Raw genomic sequence first — 17,156 nt, forward strand, 5'->3', positions numbered from 1 at the left:
CCCCCTCTGATCGCCCGGCTGACCACACCATCTGGTTGGCCGGGCGCGTGGTCCCTTCTTCCCTGTTGATGGGGTTGGTGGCCATCATGCCGCGCCACCTTAGTGGTCATTCGCCGTCGCTGCGGACAATTTCCAGGGCCAGGGGGCTGTTGTGGTGATTCGCCCCCGGCCGGCCGGTGGCGAATCACCACAACAGCCCCCGCAACCTCAAAAGGACCCGGCCGCCCTGGACAAATATGGACTCGAAAGCCATTCCTCGCGTCATATTGGCGCCCACGCCGCGACAGCGATGCGCACGCCGGGACCGGCGTTTGACACGGCGGCCGATTGCCCCGAAAATGACCCCTCCCGGCGCGCCTGCAGCACAAAGACCCGGTGCCGTCATAATCTGCAACTGTGAGCACCTTGCCCCAGCTTCCAGCTGACTTCCAACTTGCCTTGGCATCGCTGCGGAAAGTACGAAGCCGCAGTGAATTGTCGCTGGCCGAAGTTCCCGCCCCGGCCCGGCTTGCCCCCTTCGGTGTGGCATTGGGCGCCGAGGTCATGATCGACGGGGAAGAGCTGGCCACAGGACGATTCATCCTGCTCCACGATCCGCAGGGGCAGGAACTCTGGGGTGGCACCTTCCGCATTGTCACCTACATACGTGCCCAGCTGGAAGCCGACATTGGAAACGACTCACTTTTGGGAAACGTGGCCTGGGCGTGGCTGATCGAGTCGCTGGAGGAACAAGGCGCCAACTACACCAACACCGGCGGCACGGCCACACGAATACTCTCCGAAAGCTATGGTGCCCTGGCCGCCCGGCCCGACGCCATCGACCTTGAGCTGCGGGCCTCGTGGACGCCCGTGGGAACGTCCATCAGCCCGCACCTGGAAGCCTGGGCCAACATTGTCGGCACCTTTGCCGGCCTGCCGCCGGTTCCCGAAGGCGTGACGTTGCTGCCCCGGCGCCGCAGCAACCGGGACCGCTAGCGGCCGGCAAACACCCCCTCCGGGTGAAATTGGGCGAGCCACCTAGGCCATTCGGTAGACTAAGGGCATCATGACCAACCCAGAATCAAGCACACACAGCCGCGCACGGGCTAAAATGTCCACACCCCGACAAGGCCACAGCTCCACTGCCAGCAACAGTGAGGGCACAGCCGGCACCCGCAAACCCGGTGGTACAGGCACGGAAGTGGCCCCCGCCCCGCTGACCTCGGTTGTCATTGACGGCGTCCGGGTTGAACTTGGCGATCTGCCCGAATTGGTCGAACTCGACATGCCCAGTGACGGGATTCCCGCCGTCGTGGAAACCGAGCCGGCCTTGCAGCGGTGCGCCGCAGCGTTGGCCGCAGGCCGCGGACCCGCGGCTGTCGACACCGAACGCGCCTCGGGATTCCGCTACGGACAGCGGGCCATGCTCGTGCAGATCCGCCGCGAAGGCGCCGGCACCTGGCTCATCGACCCCGAAGCCTTTGACGACTTGAAGATCATCGACGAGGCGCTGCGCGGCGTTGAGTGGATCTTGCACGCAGCCAGCCAGGACCTGCCATGCCTGGCCGGCGTTGGCATGTGGCCGGACAAACTCTTTGACACCGAACTTGCCGCGCGCATCGCAGGCCTGCCCCGTGTGGGCCTCGGCGCGGTGGTGGAATCGCTCCTCGGCTACCACCTGGCCAAGGAACATTCAGCGGCCGACTGGTCCACCCGGCCCCTGCCGGAGCCATGGCTGCGCTACGCCGCATTGGACGTTGAGGTCCTCGTTGACCTGGAGGAGGAACTTGTTGCCCTGCTTGAAAACGACGGCAAGCTTGAATATGCAGCACAGGAATTCCAGCACCTGATCGACGCCGGCGTGCCCGCCCCAAGGGTCGATCCCTGGCGCCGCACCTCCGGCTCACACACCATTCGCAACCGCGTCCAACTGGCCGGAGTGCGGGAGCTGTGGCAGACGCGTGAAAAGTTGGCCGAGCACCGCGACATTGCTCCCAGCCGCCTCATTCCCGACACTGCGATCGTTGCCGCGGCCAAGGGCATGCCGACCACGGTTCCGGCCTTGCTGGCACTGTCCGGATTCCACGGCCGGGCCGCCAAGCGAGACGCCCCCAAATGGCTGCACGCCCTGCAAACGGCCAAAAACAGCACGGATCTGCCGCCCCTGCAGGTTTCCAACAACACCCCGCCCCCGCCCCGGGTGTGGGCCGAGCGCGACGTCCCAGCCGCCGCCCGATATGCAACGGCCCGGCCCCGCCTCGCCGGCCTTGCTGAAGAGCTCAACATTCCCGTCGAGAACATCCTCACCCCCGACTTCCTGCGCCGCGTTTGCTGGCGTCCGCCGTCGAACATCACTGTGGAGACGATCTCGGCCCAGCTGGCCGAACTTGGCGCCCGGCCCTGGCAAATCGAGAAGACTGCCGCACTGCTGGCCGAGGCGCTGGCGAACCCGGAGCCACTGGCACCCAAGGAACCCAAAACTTCCAAGCACGACGGCGCCGAAAGCTAAGCTGGGTGCCCGGCCCGCTCACTCGCATTCCTGAGTTGCGGCCCCGGTGCCGAGGGATCGGGCCGCATGGCCCGATCCCTCGAACCGTTGCGTTCCTGGGCGCCGCGAATACTTTGGCGGCCTGCGCCGCCGGCATCCGTTCCGGCGCATCCCCATGCGGCATCCCCAGCAGAGGCCTCCGGCTTTGACTGCTAAGTTACTCACTAGTAACATGATCCTTGACGCAGTCGCCCCAAACGCCTTGGGTTGAACTGAACCCGGTGTTTGCAGTCAAGGAGCAAAACGTGAGCCAAAATCGGCAGATTAGGGATGTTGTCTTTGTTGACGGCGTCCGCACACCCTTTGGACGGGCCGGGGAGAAGGGCATCTATGCCAACACCCGCGCCGACGACCTGGTGGTCAAGTGCATCCGGGAACTGATGCGCCGCAACCCGCAACTGCCCGCCGAGCGCATTGACGAGGTGGCCATCGCCGCCACCACCCAGACTGGCGACCAGGGCCTGACCATCGGGCGGACCGCAGCCCTTCTCGCCGGCCTGCCGCAGTCGGTGCCCGGCTTCGCCATCGACAGGATGTGCGCCGGCGCCATGACGGCTGTCACCACCACGGCCTCCGGCATTGGTTTCGGAGCCTATGACGTCGTCATTGCCGGCGGTGTGGAGCACATGGGACACCACCCCATGGGCGCAGGCGCCGACCCGAACCCGCGGTTCATGTCTGAACGCATCGTCGACCCGGCTGCCCTGAACATGGGCAACACCGCCGAAAACCTGCACGACAGGTTCCCGGCCATCACGAAGGACCGGACCGACGCGTTCGCCGTCGCCAGCCAAAACAAGCTGGCCGCCGCCTACGGACAATCCCAGATCCAGCCCGACCTTGTCCCCGTGGCGACACTCAAGCCGGGGCAGGGCTGGACTGTCAACACCGTCGACGAACCGCCGCGCCCCGGCACCACCCTGGCGGACCTTGCCGCCCTGCGCACCCCGTTCCGCTCCCACGGCCGGGTCAGCGCAGGCAACGCCGCCGGCTTAAACGACGGCGCGACGGCAGCACTGCTGGCCTCCGCCGACACGGCCGCCGAGCTTGGCCTGCCTGTCAAGATGCGACTCGTCACCTACGCGTTCGCCGGCGTTGCCCCGGAGGTCATGGGCATCGGCCCCGTCCCGGCCACCGAAAAGGCGCTCAAGCTCGCCGGGCTCACCATCGAGGACATCGGCCTGTTTGAGATCAACGAGGCGTTTGCCGTCCAGGTGCTCAGCTTCCTTGACCACTTTGGGATTGCCGACGACGACCCCCGGGTCAACCGCTACGGCGGCGCCATCGCCGTCGGACACCCCCTGGCGTCCTCCGGCGTGCGGCTCATGAACCAGTTGGCCCGCCAGTTCGAGGAGGACCACTCGGTGCAATACGGCATCACCACCATGTGCATCGGTCTCGGCATGGGCGCGACAGTCATTTGGGAAAACCCGCATTATGTCCCCACCGCCGAAACGGCTGCAACCAAAACCACCGAAGGGAGCGCAGCATGAGCGCCCAGGACTTCAACAAGCTCGCGGCACTGTTCCCCGAAGAAGTGGTGACCCATTCATACGTCCAGGACATTGCCCTGCCCGGCATCGACGGGGCCCCCAGCGCAGGCACCTTTGCGCTCATCACCCTTGACAACGGCCTTGACCACCGCCGGCCCAGCACACTGGGGCCCAACACGCTGATTGAACTGGGCACCACCCTGGAAGCCCAGCGCGGGCGGGCTGCGAAGGGCGAGATCAAGGGTGTTGGTGTTACGGGAAAGCCGTTCTTCCTGGCTGCGGGCGCCGACCTGTCGGCTGTCAAGAGCCTGAAGGACCGCGAATCCGGACTGTTGATGGCCCAGTTGGGCCACGATGTTTATTCCACCCTGAACGACCTGGGCGTCCCCAGCTTCGTGTTCATCAACGGACTGGCCCTGGGTGGCGGGCTCGAGATCGCGCTCAACGCCAATTACCGGACCGTCTCCACCGGTGCCGGCGCGCTGGCCCTCCCGGAGGCATTCCTGGGCCTGGTTCCCGGCTGGGGCGGCGTGTACCTGCTCCCCCGCCTGATCGGGCCGGCCAACGCCGTGAAGGTCATGCTGGAAAACGCCTTGAGCAACAACCGGACACTCAGCGGGCCGGCGGCGTTCAAGCTCGGCATTGCCGACGCCATGTTTGAACCGGCAGACTTCGTGGAACAGTCGCTGAATTGGGCCGCCCGGGTCCTCACCGGCACCGCGGACGTCAGCCGGCCAAACGCGGTGGCCGAACCACTCAGCGAGGAAAACAGCGCAGCCTGGGACGCCGCCGTCGTCCATGCCAAGGCGTTTGTGGAGGCCAAGACCTCCAACGCGGCCCCCGCCCCGGCGAAGGTCATCGAGCTGCTGGAAAAGGGCAAGCACTTCACCAAGGCAGAGTCCTTTGCCGCCGAGGACGAGGCGCTGGCGGAGCTCATGGGCACGCCGCAGTTCAAGGACACCGTCTATGCGTTCCTGGACCTGGTGCAGAAGCGTGCCAAACGGCCGGCGGGTGCGCCGGATCCGAAGCTGGCCCGCCCGGTCACCAAGGTTGGTGTGGTGGGCGCGGGCCTCATGGCCGGGCAGTTTGCGCTGCTGTTCGCCCGCCAGCTCAAGGTCCCCGTCGTCATGTCAGACATTGACCAGGGCCGCGTCGACAAGGGCGTCTCCCACGTCCACGGCGAGGTTGACAAGCTGCTCGCCAAGGGCCGGATCAGCCAGGATGCGGCGAACCGCACCAAGGCGCTCGTGACAGGATCGGTCTCCAAGGACGTCTTCGCGGACGCCGACTTTGTCATCGAGGCCGTGTTCGAGGAGCTCAATGTCAAGAAGCAGGTCTTTGCCGAGGTGGAGGCCATCGTCTCCCCCGAGTGCATCCTTGCCACGAACACGTCCTCGCTGTCGGTCACGGCCATGGCTGCCGACCTCAAGCATCCCGAACGCCTGGTGGGCTTCCACTTCTTCAACCCCGTGGCAGTCATGCCGCTGCTGGAGATTGTGCGCGCGCCCAAGACCGACGACGCCGTTCTGGCGACCGCTTTTGCGACGGCCAAGGCTCTGCGCAAGACCGCGGTGCTGGTCAAGGATGCGGCCGCGTTTGTGGTCAACCGTGTGCTGCTGCGCCTCATGGCCGAGGTGTCCAAGGCCTTCGACGAGGGCACCGACGCCCACACGGCCGACAATGCGCTGCGCCCCATGGGCATGCCGATGACGCCGTTCACTCTGCTGGCCATGGTCGGCATCCCCGTGGCACAGCACGTCACCGAGTCGCTGCACACCGCCTTTGGCGAACGGTTCCACGTCTCGGCCAACCAGCAGGCGTTGATCGATGCCGGCAAGAAGGCGCTCTGGGAGACCGCGGCGGATGGCACCGTATCCATCCCGGCCGACTCCCTGGCACTGTTGAGCTTTGGGGATTCGCCGTCCACCGGCGAGGAGCTGCTGCGCCGGACCCAGGACGCCCTGGCCGAGGAGATCGGCCTCATGCTCGAAGAGGGGGTTGTGGCCGGGCCCGAGGACATCGACCTGTGCATGATCCTCGGCGCCGGCTGGCCCATGCACCTCGGCGGCATCACACCGTATCTCGACCGGGTCGGCGCCTCCCAGCGGGTCAACGGGAAGCCGTTCCACCCGGAGTCCTAGCCGGCACGGCCTTCCCCCGCTGCGCCCTTTTCCCGGCACGACGCCGGACCCCCGCCTTGGCTGCCAAGGCGGGGGTCCGGCGTCATACTGTCAGGACTGGAACTTGAACTCGACTTCAATGCCCGCATCGATGCCGGTGATCATTCCCTTGTAGAACGCCGTCGCCTGATCTTTCAAGATCGTTTCATTGGATTCAATGTACTTCTCCTGAGCATCGTCGCTGAGAATCTCGTTGACCATCTGGACGGTGTCAATTTCGGGCGTCATGAAGCTCAAAGCACCATTCGATTCAGTGGCCAATTTGAATGTCGCCTTGTCATGCCCGATGAAAATGAATTCAGGAATCGTGACAAGATACTTGTCTTCTCCGGTTTGCTCTACCTGGACGTCTTTGCCTTCGATGCCCAGTTTCGCAGTAAAGCCGTATTGCATGAATGCAGCCCTCTCAGTACCGGGAACAGTAACTCCGTTAAAACCAAACTGCTCACTCTTATCCTTAATTCCCTGAATGCCCAGCCCCAACAGAACGACTTGTTCCATGCGGTTTACTGAGTTGATGACTTGGGTATCGTGGGTCTCTGGCACCAATTTAAAGGGAACAAGCGCTGGCCACAAGGCCTTCGCACCGAAAACCACAGCCCCCAGTAGGGCGGCTACAACGAGAAAACTAAGCCCAATACGTGCAGCTTTGCCGAGGAAAATCATCGATCGGTCCATGCTTTCTCTGGTCTAATTCTATTTTCTGCTCAGGTCCAGAATAATGCACAGATGTGACTAAGCACGCACTTGCCGTCGTTTGGCTTTCCTGCGGCACGGCCTGAAAGAATGGGGCCATGACTTTTGATCCTTCACCAACCCGCCGCGCGACCCTTCGAGCCACGACGGCAGCTACCGGCGCGGCCTGCGCACTGGCCTTGGCCGGCTGCGCCCCCTCCGCCAACGACAGCCGCACCAAGGGAAAAACACCAGCGGAAATCCCCACCGGCGGTACACCGCACCAGGTGGGCAAGCTTTCGGAACTTCCCGTGGGCGGCACCGCCGCGGGCACGGCCGGCGGCGTGGAGGTCATGCTGTTCCGCCCCGACGAAACCACCGTCCTGGCCTACACGGACATTTGCACACATGCGGGCTGCAAGGTGGCCCCCGACGGCGCCGACTTCAAATGCCCCTGCCACGGCACGGTGTTTGCCGGCAGCGACGGGACGGTGCAGTCGGGTCCGGCCAAGGAGTCGCTCCCGCGCTACGCCGCCGCCATCGACGGGGAATGGATCACCGTCTCCGTCTAGGACCCGCTCCGCACAACACCCGGGGTGGGCCGGGCGCCGTCGAACGCCCTAGAACAAGGCCACGCGCGGCACCTTCGGGAAGATGGTGTCCAATTCCGCGAGGTCTGCGGCTGTGGGCTTCCAGCTCGCGGCCGCGGCGTTTTCGCGCACCTGTTCGGGCTTCGTGGCACCGGCGATGACGCTGGCGACCGAGGGCTGCGCTGACAGCCAGCTGAACGCCACCTGCACCTCGGTCAGTTCACGGGCCGCGGCAAAGACGCTGAAGGCGGCGAACTGCCCCTGGTCGGCTGCGGAGACCATGTGCTGGCGCGTGTGTGAGAGACGGCTGCCGTCAGGCACCACGCCGTCCTTGTACTTGCCCGTCAACAAGCCGTTCGCGAGCGGGAAGTACGGCATGACGCCGAGCCCATACGCCTCGGCGGCCGGGGTGACTTCCTGCTCGGCGCGGCGGTCCAGCAAATTGTAGTGATTCTGGCTCGCCACAAAGCGTTCGGTGCCTCGGGCCCGGGCGGTGTGTTCGGCGTCGGCGATCTGCCAGCCGGCCAAATTTGAATGGCCCAGGTAAAGGATCTTGCCCTCGTGGACCAGATCGTCCAACGTGGAAAGTGTCTCCGCCATCGGGGTGTGCCCGTCCGGGGTGTGGTAGTAATACAGGTCGAGGTAATCGGTGTTCAGGCGGCGCAGGGACGCCTCAACGGCTTGGCGGATGTACTTTCGCGAACCGCGGCGGCCCCAATCCACGCCGTTCGCTCCCTGGGCATTCATCCCGAACTTTGTGGCTACAACAACGTTCCCGCGCTGCGCACCGAGGGCCTTGCCCAAGATGGTTTCGCTCAGGCCGGGGGTCATCCCATAATTATCGGCTACGTCGAAATGCGTGATGCCGGCATCCAAGGCGGCATGGACGACGGCGTCACTTCCCTCTTGAGTCTGCGTCACCGTCCCGCTGCGGCCGAGGTTGTTGCACCCCAGCCCCACGGTGGAAACTGTCAATCCGGATGAGCCCACTTGGCGAAATTCACTCTGATTCTGCGTCATCCCTCAACAATAGCCAAACGACCGGCCCCAACGCATTTCCCCCTCGCCCCATGGATTCAGGGAGCATCTCCGTCAAAAGGCGAGATCATTGGATGGAATTTCATTGCCTTGAATCGGTGGATCAGGGCTTAGCCGCGGCGACATCTGACGCGAAGCGCATTGACAAGAAGTGCCGCGCAGACGCCCAGGCAAAGGGCTGCGCCAAGCGCAAAGGTGGCCGTGATGCCGGCGTTGCTCGCGTGCAGCTCCGACGTCGAGTTGGCGGCAATGATGGCGGCTGAAACGGCCGTGCCAAAGGAACTTCCAATGGTGCGCAAGACCTGGTTGAAGCTGACCGAGCTGCCCAACTCTTCAGTTGCCACGCTCCGGGCAATCAAGGCGGGCATCGCGGCATAAGCCGCACCCATCCCCCACCCAAAGACCAGCATCCCCAACAAGATTTCCCACAGCTGGGCATGGAACAGCCAGAGCCAGCTGCCTGCCACCGCCATGAGCCCGGCACCGAGCGGAAGCAAAGTAGTCAATGGCACGCGATGGGAGACTCTCCGGACCAGGCGATTGGCGGTGAAACTGCCCACCGACAAGGGGAACATCACAAATCCTGCCCAGAATACTGGCAGGGCCATGCCGTACCCCGTGGAGGCGGGCGCCTGGGCAACCAGGCTGGAGACGGAAAGCCCTATGTACAGCGCTGCCCCCAAGCCAATGGCCGTGACGTTGGCCAGCAGAACTTCACCTTTTTTGAACACGCGCAGATTGATCAAGGGATGCTCTGACTTCAGCTCGGTGCGCACCCAGACCATCAACAGGATCGCGGCGACCGCCAGGATCCCAATCGTCCAAGGTGATGTCCACCCCCAGCTTGGCCCCTCGCTAATGCCCAACAGCAGGGTACCCAAGCCGAGGCCGAGGAGACTTGCTCCGGCATGGTCGAAAGGCAATGCCGGCGCGAGCCTGTCCGGACCATCGGGCACCACCTTCTGCACAACGATGATCGCCGTCAAGACAAACAGTGCCGCAAACCAGAAAGCGAAGCGGTAATTGAAGAGCCCGGCGAGGATTCCAGTCAGCGGGTATCCAATTCCAATTCCGGTGGCCACCGTCACTGAAAGGCTGGAAATGGACGACTGAACCTTATCGCCCGCGACGTAGCGGCGGGCCAGGGAAATCGTCACTGGAACAATTCCATAGCTCAGGCCCTGAAGTGCCCGCCCAATAAGGAATACCGTGAAGTTGGGGGCCAAGGCGGCAATGATGGAACCGAGCAGAATCAGAAACAGGGCCAGGAGCAGCAACTTCTTTTTGTGTGGCCCATCACTGAGCCGCCCCATCACCGGGGTCGCAATGGCGCCGGCCAGAAGATTGAGGGTCAGCATCCATTGCGCGGTGCTGACAGGAACGTTCATTTCCTGGGCAATCGAAGGCACCAGCAACATGCCCAAGGAACTGACAATGGCTGTGGACAGTGCCGCGTACACCAACGCCGACACCAGGCGGGGACTCGACTTAGTCATTGTCCAACTCCAAGCCAATGATCCGCAGCACCGGGATGGCTGCTTCGAGCGTTCGCTGCTGGGCAGGGGTCAGCTTTTCCGAAATGGCCCGCTCGAGCCAATCGTGTCCCGCCAAGGTCTCTTTGGTGAGTTTCTGCATTCCGGCATCCGTTAGCTGCAGCCACATTTTCCGGCGATCAACGTCATCTTGGACACGGTCCACAAATCCCAGGGTCGTCAGCTCCCGCGCGGCCAGCGAGATTGCCTGCGGGCTGACCTTGATGGCAGCGGCCAGTTCAGTTGTGGTTGCCCGGCCGCGCTCGGACAGATGGCGCAGCACTCCCAGCTTTCCAGCCGAGATGGAGCGTCGGGCATGAAGCTTTCGAAGGAGTGGGAACAAAACCTCGAGGAGCTCGTCGGTTGATGGTGGGGTTGTGCCAGGCTGCAGTGTCATGGAAAAAGCATACAAGTAACTTGATCAAGTTACTTGATCAAGTCAGGGATGTTGGGAAAATGAGACCGACATCAAACAGCTGCACCTTCCGGTGCTGTCGCAGCATTGCAGCGACAGCACCGGAAGGTGCGAAGTTGGGCGAGACCGGGGACTGGGCCTACAGGCTGAAGGACGTGCCGCCCGTGGCACTGTGCTTTGCCCGCAGCGCACTTGGGTCGTCGATGGGGCCGGTCGCCACCGTCAGCTTGGTGAAGTCGAGCTTCTCCTCGCGGATGCACACCTTGATGTTCGCGACGGCACGGGCCGCATCGGGGGCCGCGATGTAGACGTTCAGTTTCCCCAGTCCATGGCCGGCGGCAGTGAATTCCATCTTTTCCAGCACACCGCTGCCACGCCAGGCAAGGTGCGGGGTCAGGGTGTCCCTGACGCGCTTGGCCAAGTGCTTGTCACGGTCCGAGACGCGGTCGCTCTTGAGCGCGAACTGGGCCACCACGAGCGTCTGCTCATCGCGGCTGAGCACGGCGTAACCGTCCTCGGCGCACTGTACGGCGAACGCCGCCAGCATGCCTTCGGCTTCCTCCACCGTCTTCACCACCACGTCCTTGGACGTGCTGATGTGCCCGACGGTGCCGTGGTTGAGCACAAAGTAAATCTCCGGCGTTGCAGCTGTCCCGGCCTCGTCGTCCGTCTCCCCGGCTCCCCCGGCGTCAACCCACGCTTCACGGAAAACCAAGGTCCCGGCCTCGTCTTTCTTGTACATGCGCACAATGTTCGGATCCAAGCCCGCCAAAATTGTTTGGTTGCCCTGCTCTGTCATGCTTTCCTCTGTGCCAGTCATGGCGATGTCCTTCCTAGGGCGAACCAGGCCGCAGCGCGGCCGTCGAATGGTGCATTTCCGTCAGCCACGGCGCCGGTGAGCGCGGTGCAGGCGGCCTCGATGCGGGTGCACAGCTCCTGCGGGTAGCCCAGTTCAACACTGTGTTGGGCGAATTCGTCGCGGTCGTCGACGTACAGGCCGCGGGAGCTGGTGCGGACGACGTCGAGGTCCATGTCAACCATGTGGAATTCAACGACGCCGGGGCGGATCCGCCGCCACTGCAGGTCGATGGCCAAATCGATGTACAGCTCGACGCCGTCCGGGTGGCTGTCATCGAAAAACGTGGCAACCCAGTCACCGGAGTGCGGGATCAGCAGGACTGCGTCGGACTCGGTGTACTGGGCCGCGCCCGGGCGTGAAATGAACTCGCCCGTGCCCTGGAAAACCCAGTGGCCGTGGTGGTCCGTGCCGAGGTGGCGGCCGGGCACCACCCAGTGCGCACCGCCGTCGTACTTGCGGTTCCGGGCCACCACCAGGTCCCCGGCCTCGGGCGCGTCCTGGGCTGCGGCGGGCACGTGCGGGAACTCCGTCACAGGATCGGCATCTGCCCTGTGCGCGGGGCGGGCTGGCCGGGCAGGGGGCGCGCGAAGGGGACCTTGGTGCCAAGGACCTGTTCGACGACGTCCTGGGAGACCCGCTGTGCCGTCAGGCCGACGCGTTCGAGCACTTCGCTGCGGGTGCCGTGGTCCAGGAATTCCACCGGCAGGCCGACCTCGTTCAGGGCGGTGTCAATGCCTGCGGAGCGCAGTTCCTGGCGGATGCGCGAACCAACCCCGCCGGCGCGAACGCCGTCCTCCACGACGATGACGATGCGGTGCCGGGATGCCAGCTGCACGATCGAGCGCGGCACGGGCAGCACCCAGCGCGGATCGACGACGGTGGAGGTGATCCCCTGGTCGCCAATGCGTTGGGCCACCTCGAGGGACAGTTCACTCATGGCGCCCACGCTCACGATCAGCACGTCAGTCTGCGGATCTTTGCCGGCCCCGGGCATGTCGTGGTGTGCACGGGCCAGGACGTCGACGCCGTCGTACAGCCGCTCCAGGGCAACGATCTCCGGCCCCACCTTGCCCTTGGAATAACGCAGCACGGTGGGGGCGTCCGAAATGGCGACGGCCTCGCGCAGCTCCTCGCGCAGGCGGACCGCGTCGCGCGGGGCGGCCAGGTGCAGGCCGGGTACGATTTGCAGCATGGAAAGGTCCCACATGCCGTGGTGGCTGGCACCGTCGGGACCGGTGACCCCTGCCCGGTCCAGGACGATCGTGACGCCGGCTTTGTGCAATGCCACGTCCATGAGGAGCTGGTCGAAGGCACGGTTCAGGAACGTCGCGTAAATGGCGATGACGGGGTGGAGTCCGCCGAAGGCCATGCCGGCAGCCATGGTCACGGCATGCTGTTCGGCGATGCCGACGTCGATGACGCGGTCGGGGAACTTTTCGGCGAACTTTGCCAGGCCGACGGGAAGGAGCATGGCTCCCGTGATGCCGACGATGTCCTTGCGTTCCTCGGCGATCTTGCTGATCTCATCCCCAAAGACGGCGGTCCAGGATTTCCCGCCGGGCGTTTCAACCGAGGCACCGGTCTTGGGGTTGATGATGCCGACAGCATGGAACTGGTCGTTGACGTCGGCGCGGGCGGGGGCGTAGCCGCGGCCCTTTTCGGTGAAGGCGTGGACGATGACGGGTCCGCCATAGTTCTTGGCCGCCGCCAGCGCCGCTTCCATGGCTTTTTCGTCGTGGCCGTCAATGGGGCCGACATACTTCATGCCGAGGTCGTCAAAGAGGCCTTGTGGAGCCCACCAGTCCTTTACGCCTTTCTTGGCCGCGTGCAGGCTCTTGTACATGAAGCGGCCGGCGGCATTGCCGTCCTGAAGCCGCTTTTTTCCCCATGACATGGATGCTTCATATTTTTTGTGGGTGCGTACGTGGTCCAGGGCCGGGCGCAATGATGCCAGGTAGTCGGCAACGCCCCCGACGGTGGGTGCGTAGGAGCGGCCGTTGTCGTTGACGACAATTATCAGCTTGCGGTTCTTGTCCGCGGCGATGTTGTTGATGGCTTCCCAGGTCATGCCGCCGGTCAGGGCGCCGTCGCCAATCACGGCCACGACGTAGCGGTCGTTTTCGCCGTTGAGCTGGCGGGCGCGGGCGATGCCGTCGGCCCAGGAAAGCGAGGAGGAAGCGTGTGAACTTTCGACAATATCGTGCTCGGATTCAGCCCTGTCCGGGTAACCGGAGAGCCCTCCTTGCTGGCGCAGGGTGGAAAAGTCCTGCCGTCCGGTGACCAGCTTGTGGACATAGGACTGATGTCCTGTGTCGAAAACAATGCTGTCACGGGGAGAATCGAAAACCCTGTGGATGGCCAGTGTCAGTTCCACCACGCCCAGGTTCGGGCCGAGGTGACCGCCAGTTTGGGACACGTTCGCAATGAGGAAGTCCCTGATTTCCTGGGCAAGGCCTTCCATCTGGCTGTCGCTGAGCCTGCTCAGTTCGCGCGGATGCGTGATGGTTTCTAAAAGTCCCAATTGGTACCTCCCTGGGTCCACGGTCAACGTCTAACAATATCGCGTCCCATGCCCCGGTGCGCGCAGACCCCGCTGGGTGCGTGCCATTTATGTCCGTGTTCCCGCCCTTCAGCACCTAAAGACACGGCACCAGAGTGCGGGGCCGGTGTCGAAAAGCACATTGCCGGACGGAAATATCACCCTCGGGGGCCGACATGGCGATTGGCCTCCGTGCGCGGGCATCACAATAACTACCCCCGCACAGCAAAACGCCGGGGGCGGGCAGCCGGTTTCCCGGCTGCCCGCCCCCGGCGAACTGCAATCCTGCATCCGCAGGACCCACAGTTATTTGGGCCCACGCGCCGAAACGCCGAAACGTTGGGCCCCTGACTGGAACGCAGAACCCATGGAAACTGGGCCCACGCGCCCGAGGGGCCCCAAGCCAAGACGCGCCAGCGGCTTGACTTGGGGAGGGCGTGGGGACTAGCTCGCTGCTGTGATCTGGCGCAGCACGTACTGCAGGATGCCACCATTGCGGTAGTAGTCGGCTTCACCGGGGGTGTCGATGCGCAGTGCGGCATCGAAACTTACGGTGGTGCCGTCTTCAGCAACTGCCGTGACCTTGAGGGTCTTGGGCGTGGTGCCGTTGTTCAGCTCGGTCACACCTTCAACGGAGAAGGTCTCTGTGCCGGTCAGGCCCAGGGATTCTGCGTTTTGGCCGGCCGGGTACTGCAGGGGCAGAACGCCCATGCCGATGAGGTTGGAGCGGTGGATGCGCTCGTAGCTCTCGGCAACGACGGCCTTCACACCCAACAGTGCGGTGCCCTTGGCTGCCCAGTCGCGCGAGGAACCTGAACCGTATTCCTTGCCAGCCAGGACGACGAGCGGGGTGCCGGCAGCCTGGTAGTTGACGGAGGCGTCGTAGACGTAGGCCTGCGGGCCGCCTGCCTGGGTGAAGTCGCGGGTGAAGCCACCTTCGACGTTGTCCAGGACCTGGTTGCGGATGCGGATGTTCGCGAAGGTGCCGCGAATCATGACCTCGTGGTTTCCACGGCGTGAACCGTAGGAGTTGAAGTCCTTGCGCTCCACACCGTTGGCCAGCAGGTATTGGCCGGCGGGGGTGTCCGACTTGAAGGAGCCTGCAGGGCTGATGTGGTCGGTGGTGACGGAATCGCCCAACTTCAACAGCACACGTGCACCGGCGATGTTCTCGACGGGCTCAGCTTCAGCCTTCATGCCCTCAAAGTATGGGGGCTTGCGGACGTAGGTGGACTTGGGATCCCATTCGAAGGTGTTGCCTTCAGGAGTTTCCAAGGCCTTCCAACGGTCGTCGCCATCGAAGATGGTGGCGTAGGAGTTCGTGAACATTTCACGGTCGATGGAGGCGTCCATGACTTCCTGCACCTCAACCGGGTTCGGCCAGATGTCCTTCAGGAAGACGTCGTTGCCGTCATCATCCTGGCCCAGGGCGTCAGCCTCAAAGTCGAAGTCCATGGATCCGGCCAGGGCGTAAGCGATGACCAACGGCGGCGAAGCCAGGTAGTTCATCTTCACGTCCGGGTTGATGCGGCCTTCGAAGTTGCGGTTACCGGAGAGGACTGCTGTCACTGACAGGTCGTTTTCGGCAATGGCTGCCGAAATTTCGGTGTCCAGGGGGCCGGAGTTTCCGATGCAGGTCGCACAGCCGTAGCCCACTGTGAAGAAGCCGAGCTTCTCCAGGTAGGGAACGAGGCCCGACTTTTCGTAGTAGTCGGTGACGACCTTGGAGCCGGGGGCAACGGAGGTCTTCACCCACGGCTTGGACGCCAGGCCCTTGTTGACGGCGTTGCGGGCCAGAACGGCTGCAGCGAGCATCACTGAAGGGTTGGAGGTGTTGGTGCAGGACGTGATCGAGGCGATCGAGACTGCACCGTGGTCCAGCTCGAATTCAACGCCTGATTCGTTCTTGACGTGAATCGGGCTTGAGTGGCGTCCATTGGCACCGGCAGCGGCGGAAACGACCGTGCGCTCGGTGTCGTGGGTGTGGCTGTCCGGGTGGGTGAAGGACGGGGCGTCGGAGGCCGGGAAGGATTCTTCCAGGGACTCGTCAACCGTGTTGCCTTCAGCGTTTTCGTCGCCGGCAACGTAGTTCTTCAGGTCTGAGCGGAACTGGCCCTTGGCGTTGGTCAGCTCGATGCGGTCCTGCGGGCGCTTGGGGCCCGAGATGGACGGAACGACTGTTGACAGGTCCAGTTCGAGGTACTCGGAGAACTGGATCTCAACCGAAGGATCGTGCCAGAGGCCCTGCTCCTTGGCGTAGGCCTCGACCAGTGCGACCTGCTCGTCGCTGCGACCGGTCAGGCGCAGGTAGTCAATGGTGACGTCGTCGATCGGGAACATCGCAGCCGTGGAACCAAATTCCGGGCTCATGTTGCCGATGGTTGCGCGGTTGGCCAACGGCACACCGGCAACGCCTTCGCCGTAGAACTCCACGAACTTGCCAACAACACCGTGCTTGCGCAGCTGCTCCGTGATGGTCAGCACAACGTCGGTTGCGGTGGCACCCGCCGGAATGGTTCCGGTCAGCTTGAAGCCGACAACGCGGGGAATGAGCATCGAGACGGGCTGGCCAAGCATGGCTGCCTCAGCTTCGATGCCGCCAACGCCCCAACCCAGCACGCCCAGGCCGTTGACCATGGTTGTGTGTGAGTCGGTGCCGACGAGCGTGTCGGGGTAGGCGCGCAGCACGCCGTCGACCTCGCGGGTCATGACGGTGCGGGCCAAGTACTCAATGTTGACCTGGTGCACAATGCCCATGCCCGGGGGGACGACCTTGAAGTCTTCGAAGGCAGTCTGGCCCCAGCGCAGGAACTGGTAACGCTCACCGTTGCGCTGGTATTCGATTTCCATGTTGCGCTCGACGGCACCTGAGTTGCCGAAGACGTCAATCTGTACGGAGTGGTCAATGACCATCTCGGCAGGAGCCAAGGGGTTGACACGGCTGGGATCCCCGCCGAGCTCCTTGACTGCTTCACGCATGGTGGCCAGGTCAACGATGCAGGGGACTCCAGTGAAGTCCTGCATGATGACACGGGCCGGGGTGAACTGGATTTCGGTGTTGGGCTCCGCATTCGGGTCCCACTCTGCCAAGGCCCGCACATGGTCAGCCGTAATATTCGCACCATCTTCGGTGCGAAGCAGGTTTTCCAGCAATACCTTGAGGCTGAACGGAAGGCTCTTTGCGCCTTCTACCGAGTTCAGTCGGAAAATCTCATAATCGGTTCCGGCAACATTAAGTACGCCTTTGGAACCAAAACTGTCCACATTAGTCATCGATGGACTCCTCTCGCCACTGCTTTTATCTTTGT

The 17,156-nt window shown here is 63.6% G+C and carries 13 protein-coding genes; 5 read left to right on the forward strand and 8 right to left on the reverse strand.

The annotated features are described in order from the left end of the window. Positions 1 to 396 precede the first annotated feature (396 nt). From AC1L6K_RS14705 to AC1L6K_RS14720, 4 genes are all read left to right on the forward strand, one after another. A complete protein-coding gene (locus AC1L6K_RS14705) occupies positions 397 to 975 on the forward strand; it encodes a DUF3000 domain-containing protein (protein ID WP_480949594.1) in 579 nt (192 codons plus the stop codon). 70 nt (positions 976 to 1,045) lie between these two features. Continuing rightward, positions 1,046 to 2,488, forward strand: coding sequence for an HRDC domain-containing protein (locus AC1L6K_RS14710; protein WP_480949595.1), 1,443 nt, complete (start codon positions 1,046 to 1,048; stop codon positions 2,486 to 2,488). A gap of 284 nt (positions 2,489 to 2,772) precedes the next feature. Continuing rightward, positions 2,773 to 4,020 carry a thiolase family protein gene (locus tag AC1L6K_RS14715; protein ID WP_480949596.1) on the forward strand — a complete coding sequence of 416 codons (1,248 nt, stop codon included), beginning with the start codon at positions 2,773 to 2,775 and terminating at the stop codon, positions 4,018 to 4,020. Then, positions 4,017 to 6,161, forward strand: a complete 2,145-nt coding sequence (locus AC1L6K_RS14720; RefSeq protein ID WP_480949597.1) for a 3-hydroxyacyl-CoA dehydrogenase NAD-binding domain-containing protein — start codon at positions 4,017 to 4,019, stop codon at positions 6,159 to 6,161. The genes AC1L6K_RS14715 and AC1L6K_RS14720 overlap by 4 nt, the downstream gene beginning before the upstream one ends. A 90-nt stretch (positions 6,162 to 6,251) precedes the next feature. Here AC1L6K_RS14720 and AC1L6K_RS14725 read toward each other — a convergent pair whose 3' ends face one another. Beyond that, positions 6,252 to 6,866, reverse strand: coding sequence for a hypothetical protein (locus tag AC1L6K_RS14725; RefSeq protein WP_480949598.1), 615 nt, complete (start codon positions 6,864 to 6,866; stop codon positions 6,252 to 6,254). Positions 6,867 to 6,994: 128 nt separating this feature from the next. Between AC1L6K_RS14725 and AC1L6K_RS14730 the strand changes: the two genes are divergently transcribed. Further along, positions 6,995 to 7,447 carry a Rieske (2Fe-2S) protein gene (locus AC1L6K_RS14730; RefSeq protein WP_480949599.1) on the forward strand — a complete coding sequence of 151 codons (453 nt, stop codon included), beginning with the start codon at positions 6,995 to 6,997 and terminating at the stop codon, positions 7,445 to 7,447. A 48-nt stretch (positions 7,448 to 7,495) separates the two neighbouring features. Here the strand turns inward: AC1L6K_RS14730 and AC1L6K_RS14735 are convergent, their stop codons facing one another. From AC1L6K_RS14735 to AC1L6K_RS14765, 7 genes are all read right to left on the reverse strand, one after another. After that, positions 7,496 to 8,485: an aldo/keto reductase gene (locus AC1L6K_RS14735; protein ID WP_480949600.1), complete on the reverse strand. Its 990-nt coding sequence runs from the start codon at positions 8,483 to 8,485 to the stop codon at positions 7,496 to 7,498. 128 nt (positions 8,486 to 8,613) lie between these two features. Then, positions 8,614 to 9,999, reverse strand: a complete 1,386-nt coding sequence (locus AC1L6K_RS14740) for an MFS transporter (RefSeq protein WP_480949601.1) — start codon at positions 9,997 to 9,999, stop codon at positions 8,614 to 8,616. Next, on the reverse strand, positions 9,992 to 10,432 hold the full coding sequence (locus AC1L6K_RS14745) for a MarR family winged helix-turn-helix transcriptional regulator (protein ID WP_480949602.1): 441 nt from the start codon (positions 10,430 to 10,432) through the stop codon (positions 9,992 to 9,994). The genes AC1L6K_RS14740 and AC1L6K_RS14745 overlap by 8 nt, the downstream gene beginning before the upstream one ends. Before the next feature lie 157 nt (positions 10,433 to 10,589). Beyond that, positions 10,590 to 11,270, reverse strand: a complete 681-nt coding sequence (locus AC1L6K_RS14750; protein WP_480949603.1) for a hypothetical protein — start codon at positions 11,268 to 11,270, stop codon at positions 10,590 to 10,592. Next, positions 11,267 to 11,824 carry a DUF402 domain-containing protein gene (locus AC1L6K_RS14755; protein WP_480949604.1) on the reverse strand — a complete coding sequence of 186 codons (558 nt, stop codon included), beginning with the start codon at positions 11,822 to 11,824 and terminating at the stop codon, positions 11,267 to 11,269. The genes AC1L6K_RS14750 and AC1L6K_RS14755 overlap by 4 nt, the downstream gene beginning before the upstream one ends. A gap of 14 nt (positions 11,825 to 11,838) precedes the next feature. Beyond that, on the reverse strand, positions 11,839 to 13,830 hold the full coding sequence (gene dxs, locus AC1L6K_RS14760) for a 1-deoxy-D-xylulose-5-phosphate synthase (protein WP_480949605.1): 1,992 nt from the start codon (positions 13,828 to 13,830) through the stop codon (positions 11,839 to 11,841). 462 nt (positions 13,831 to 14,292) lie between these two features. After that, positions 14,293 to 17,121 carry an aconitate hydratase gene (locus AC1L6K_RS14765; RefSeq protein WP_480949606.1) on the reverse strand — a complete coding sequence of 943 codons (2,829 nt, stop codon included), beginning with the start codon at positions 17,119 to 17,121 and terminating at the stop codon, positions 14,293 to 14,295. Positions 17,122 to 17,156: the final 35 nt, after the last annotated feature.

It is taken from the genome of Specibacter sp. BI4 (assembly GCF_056680095.1).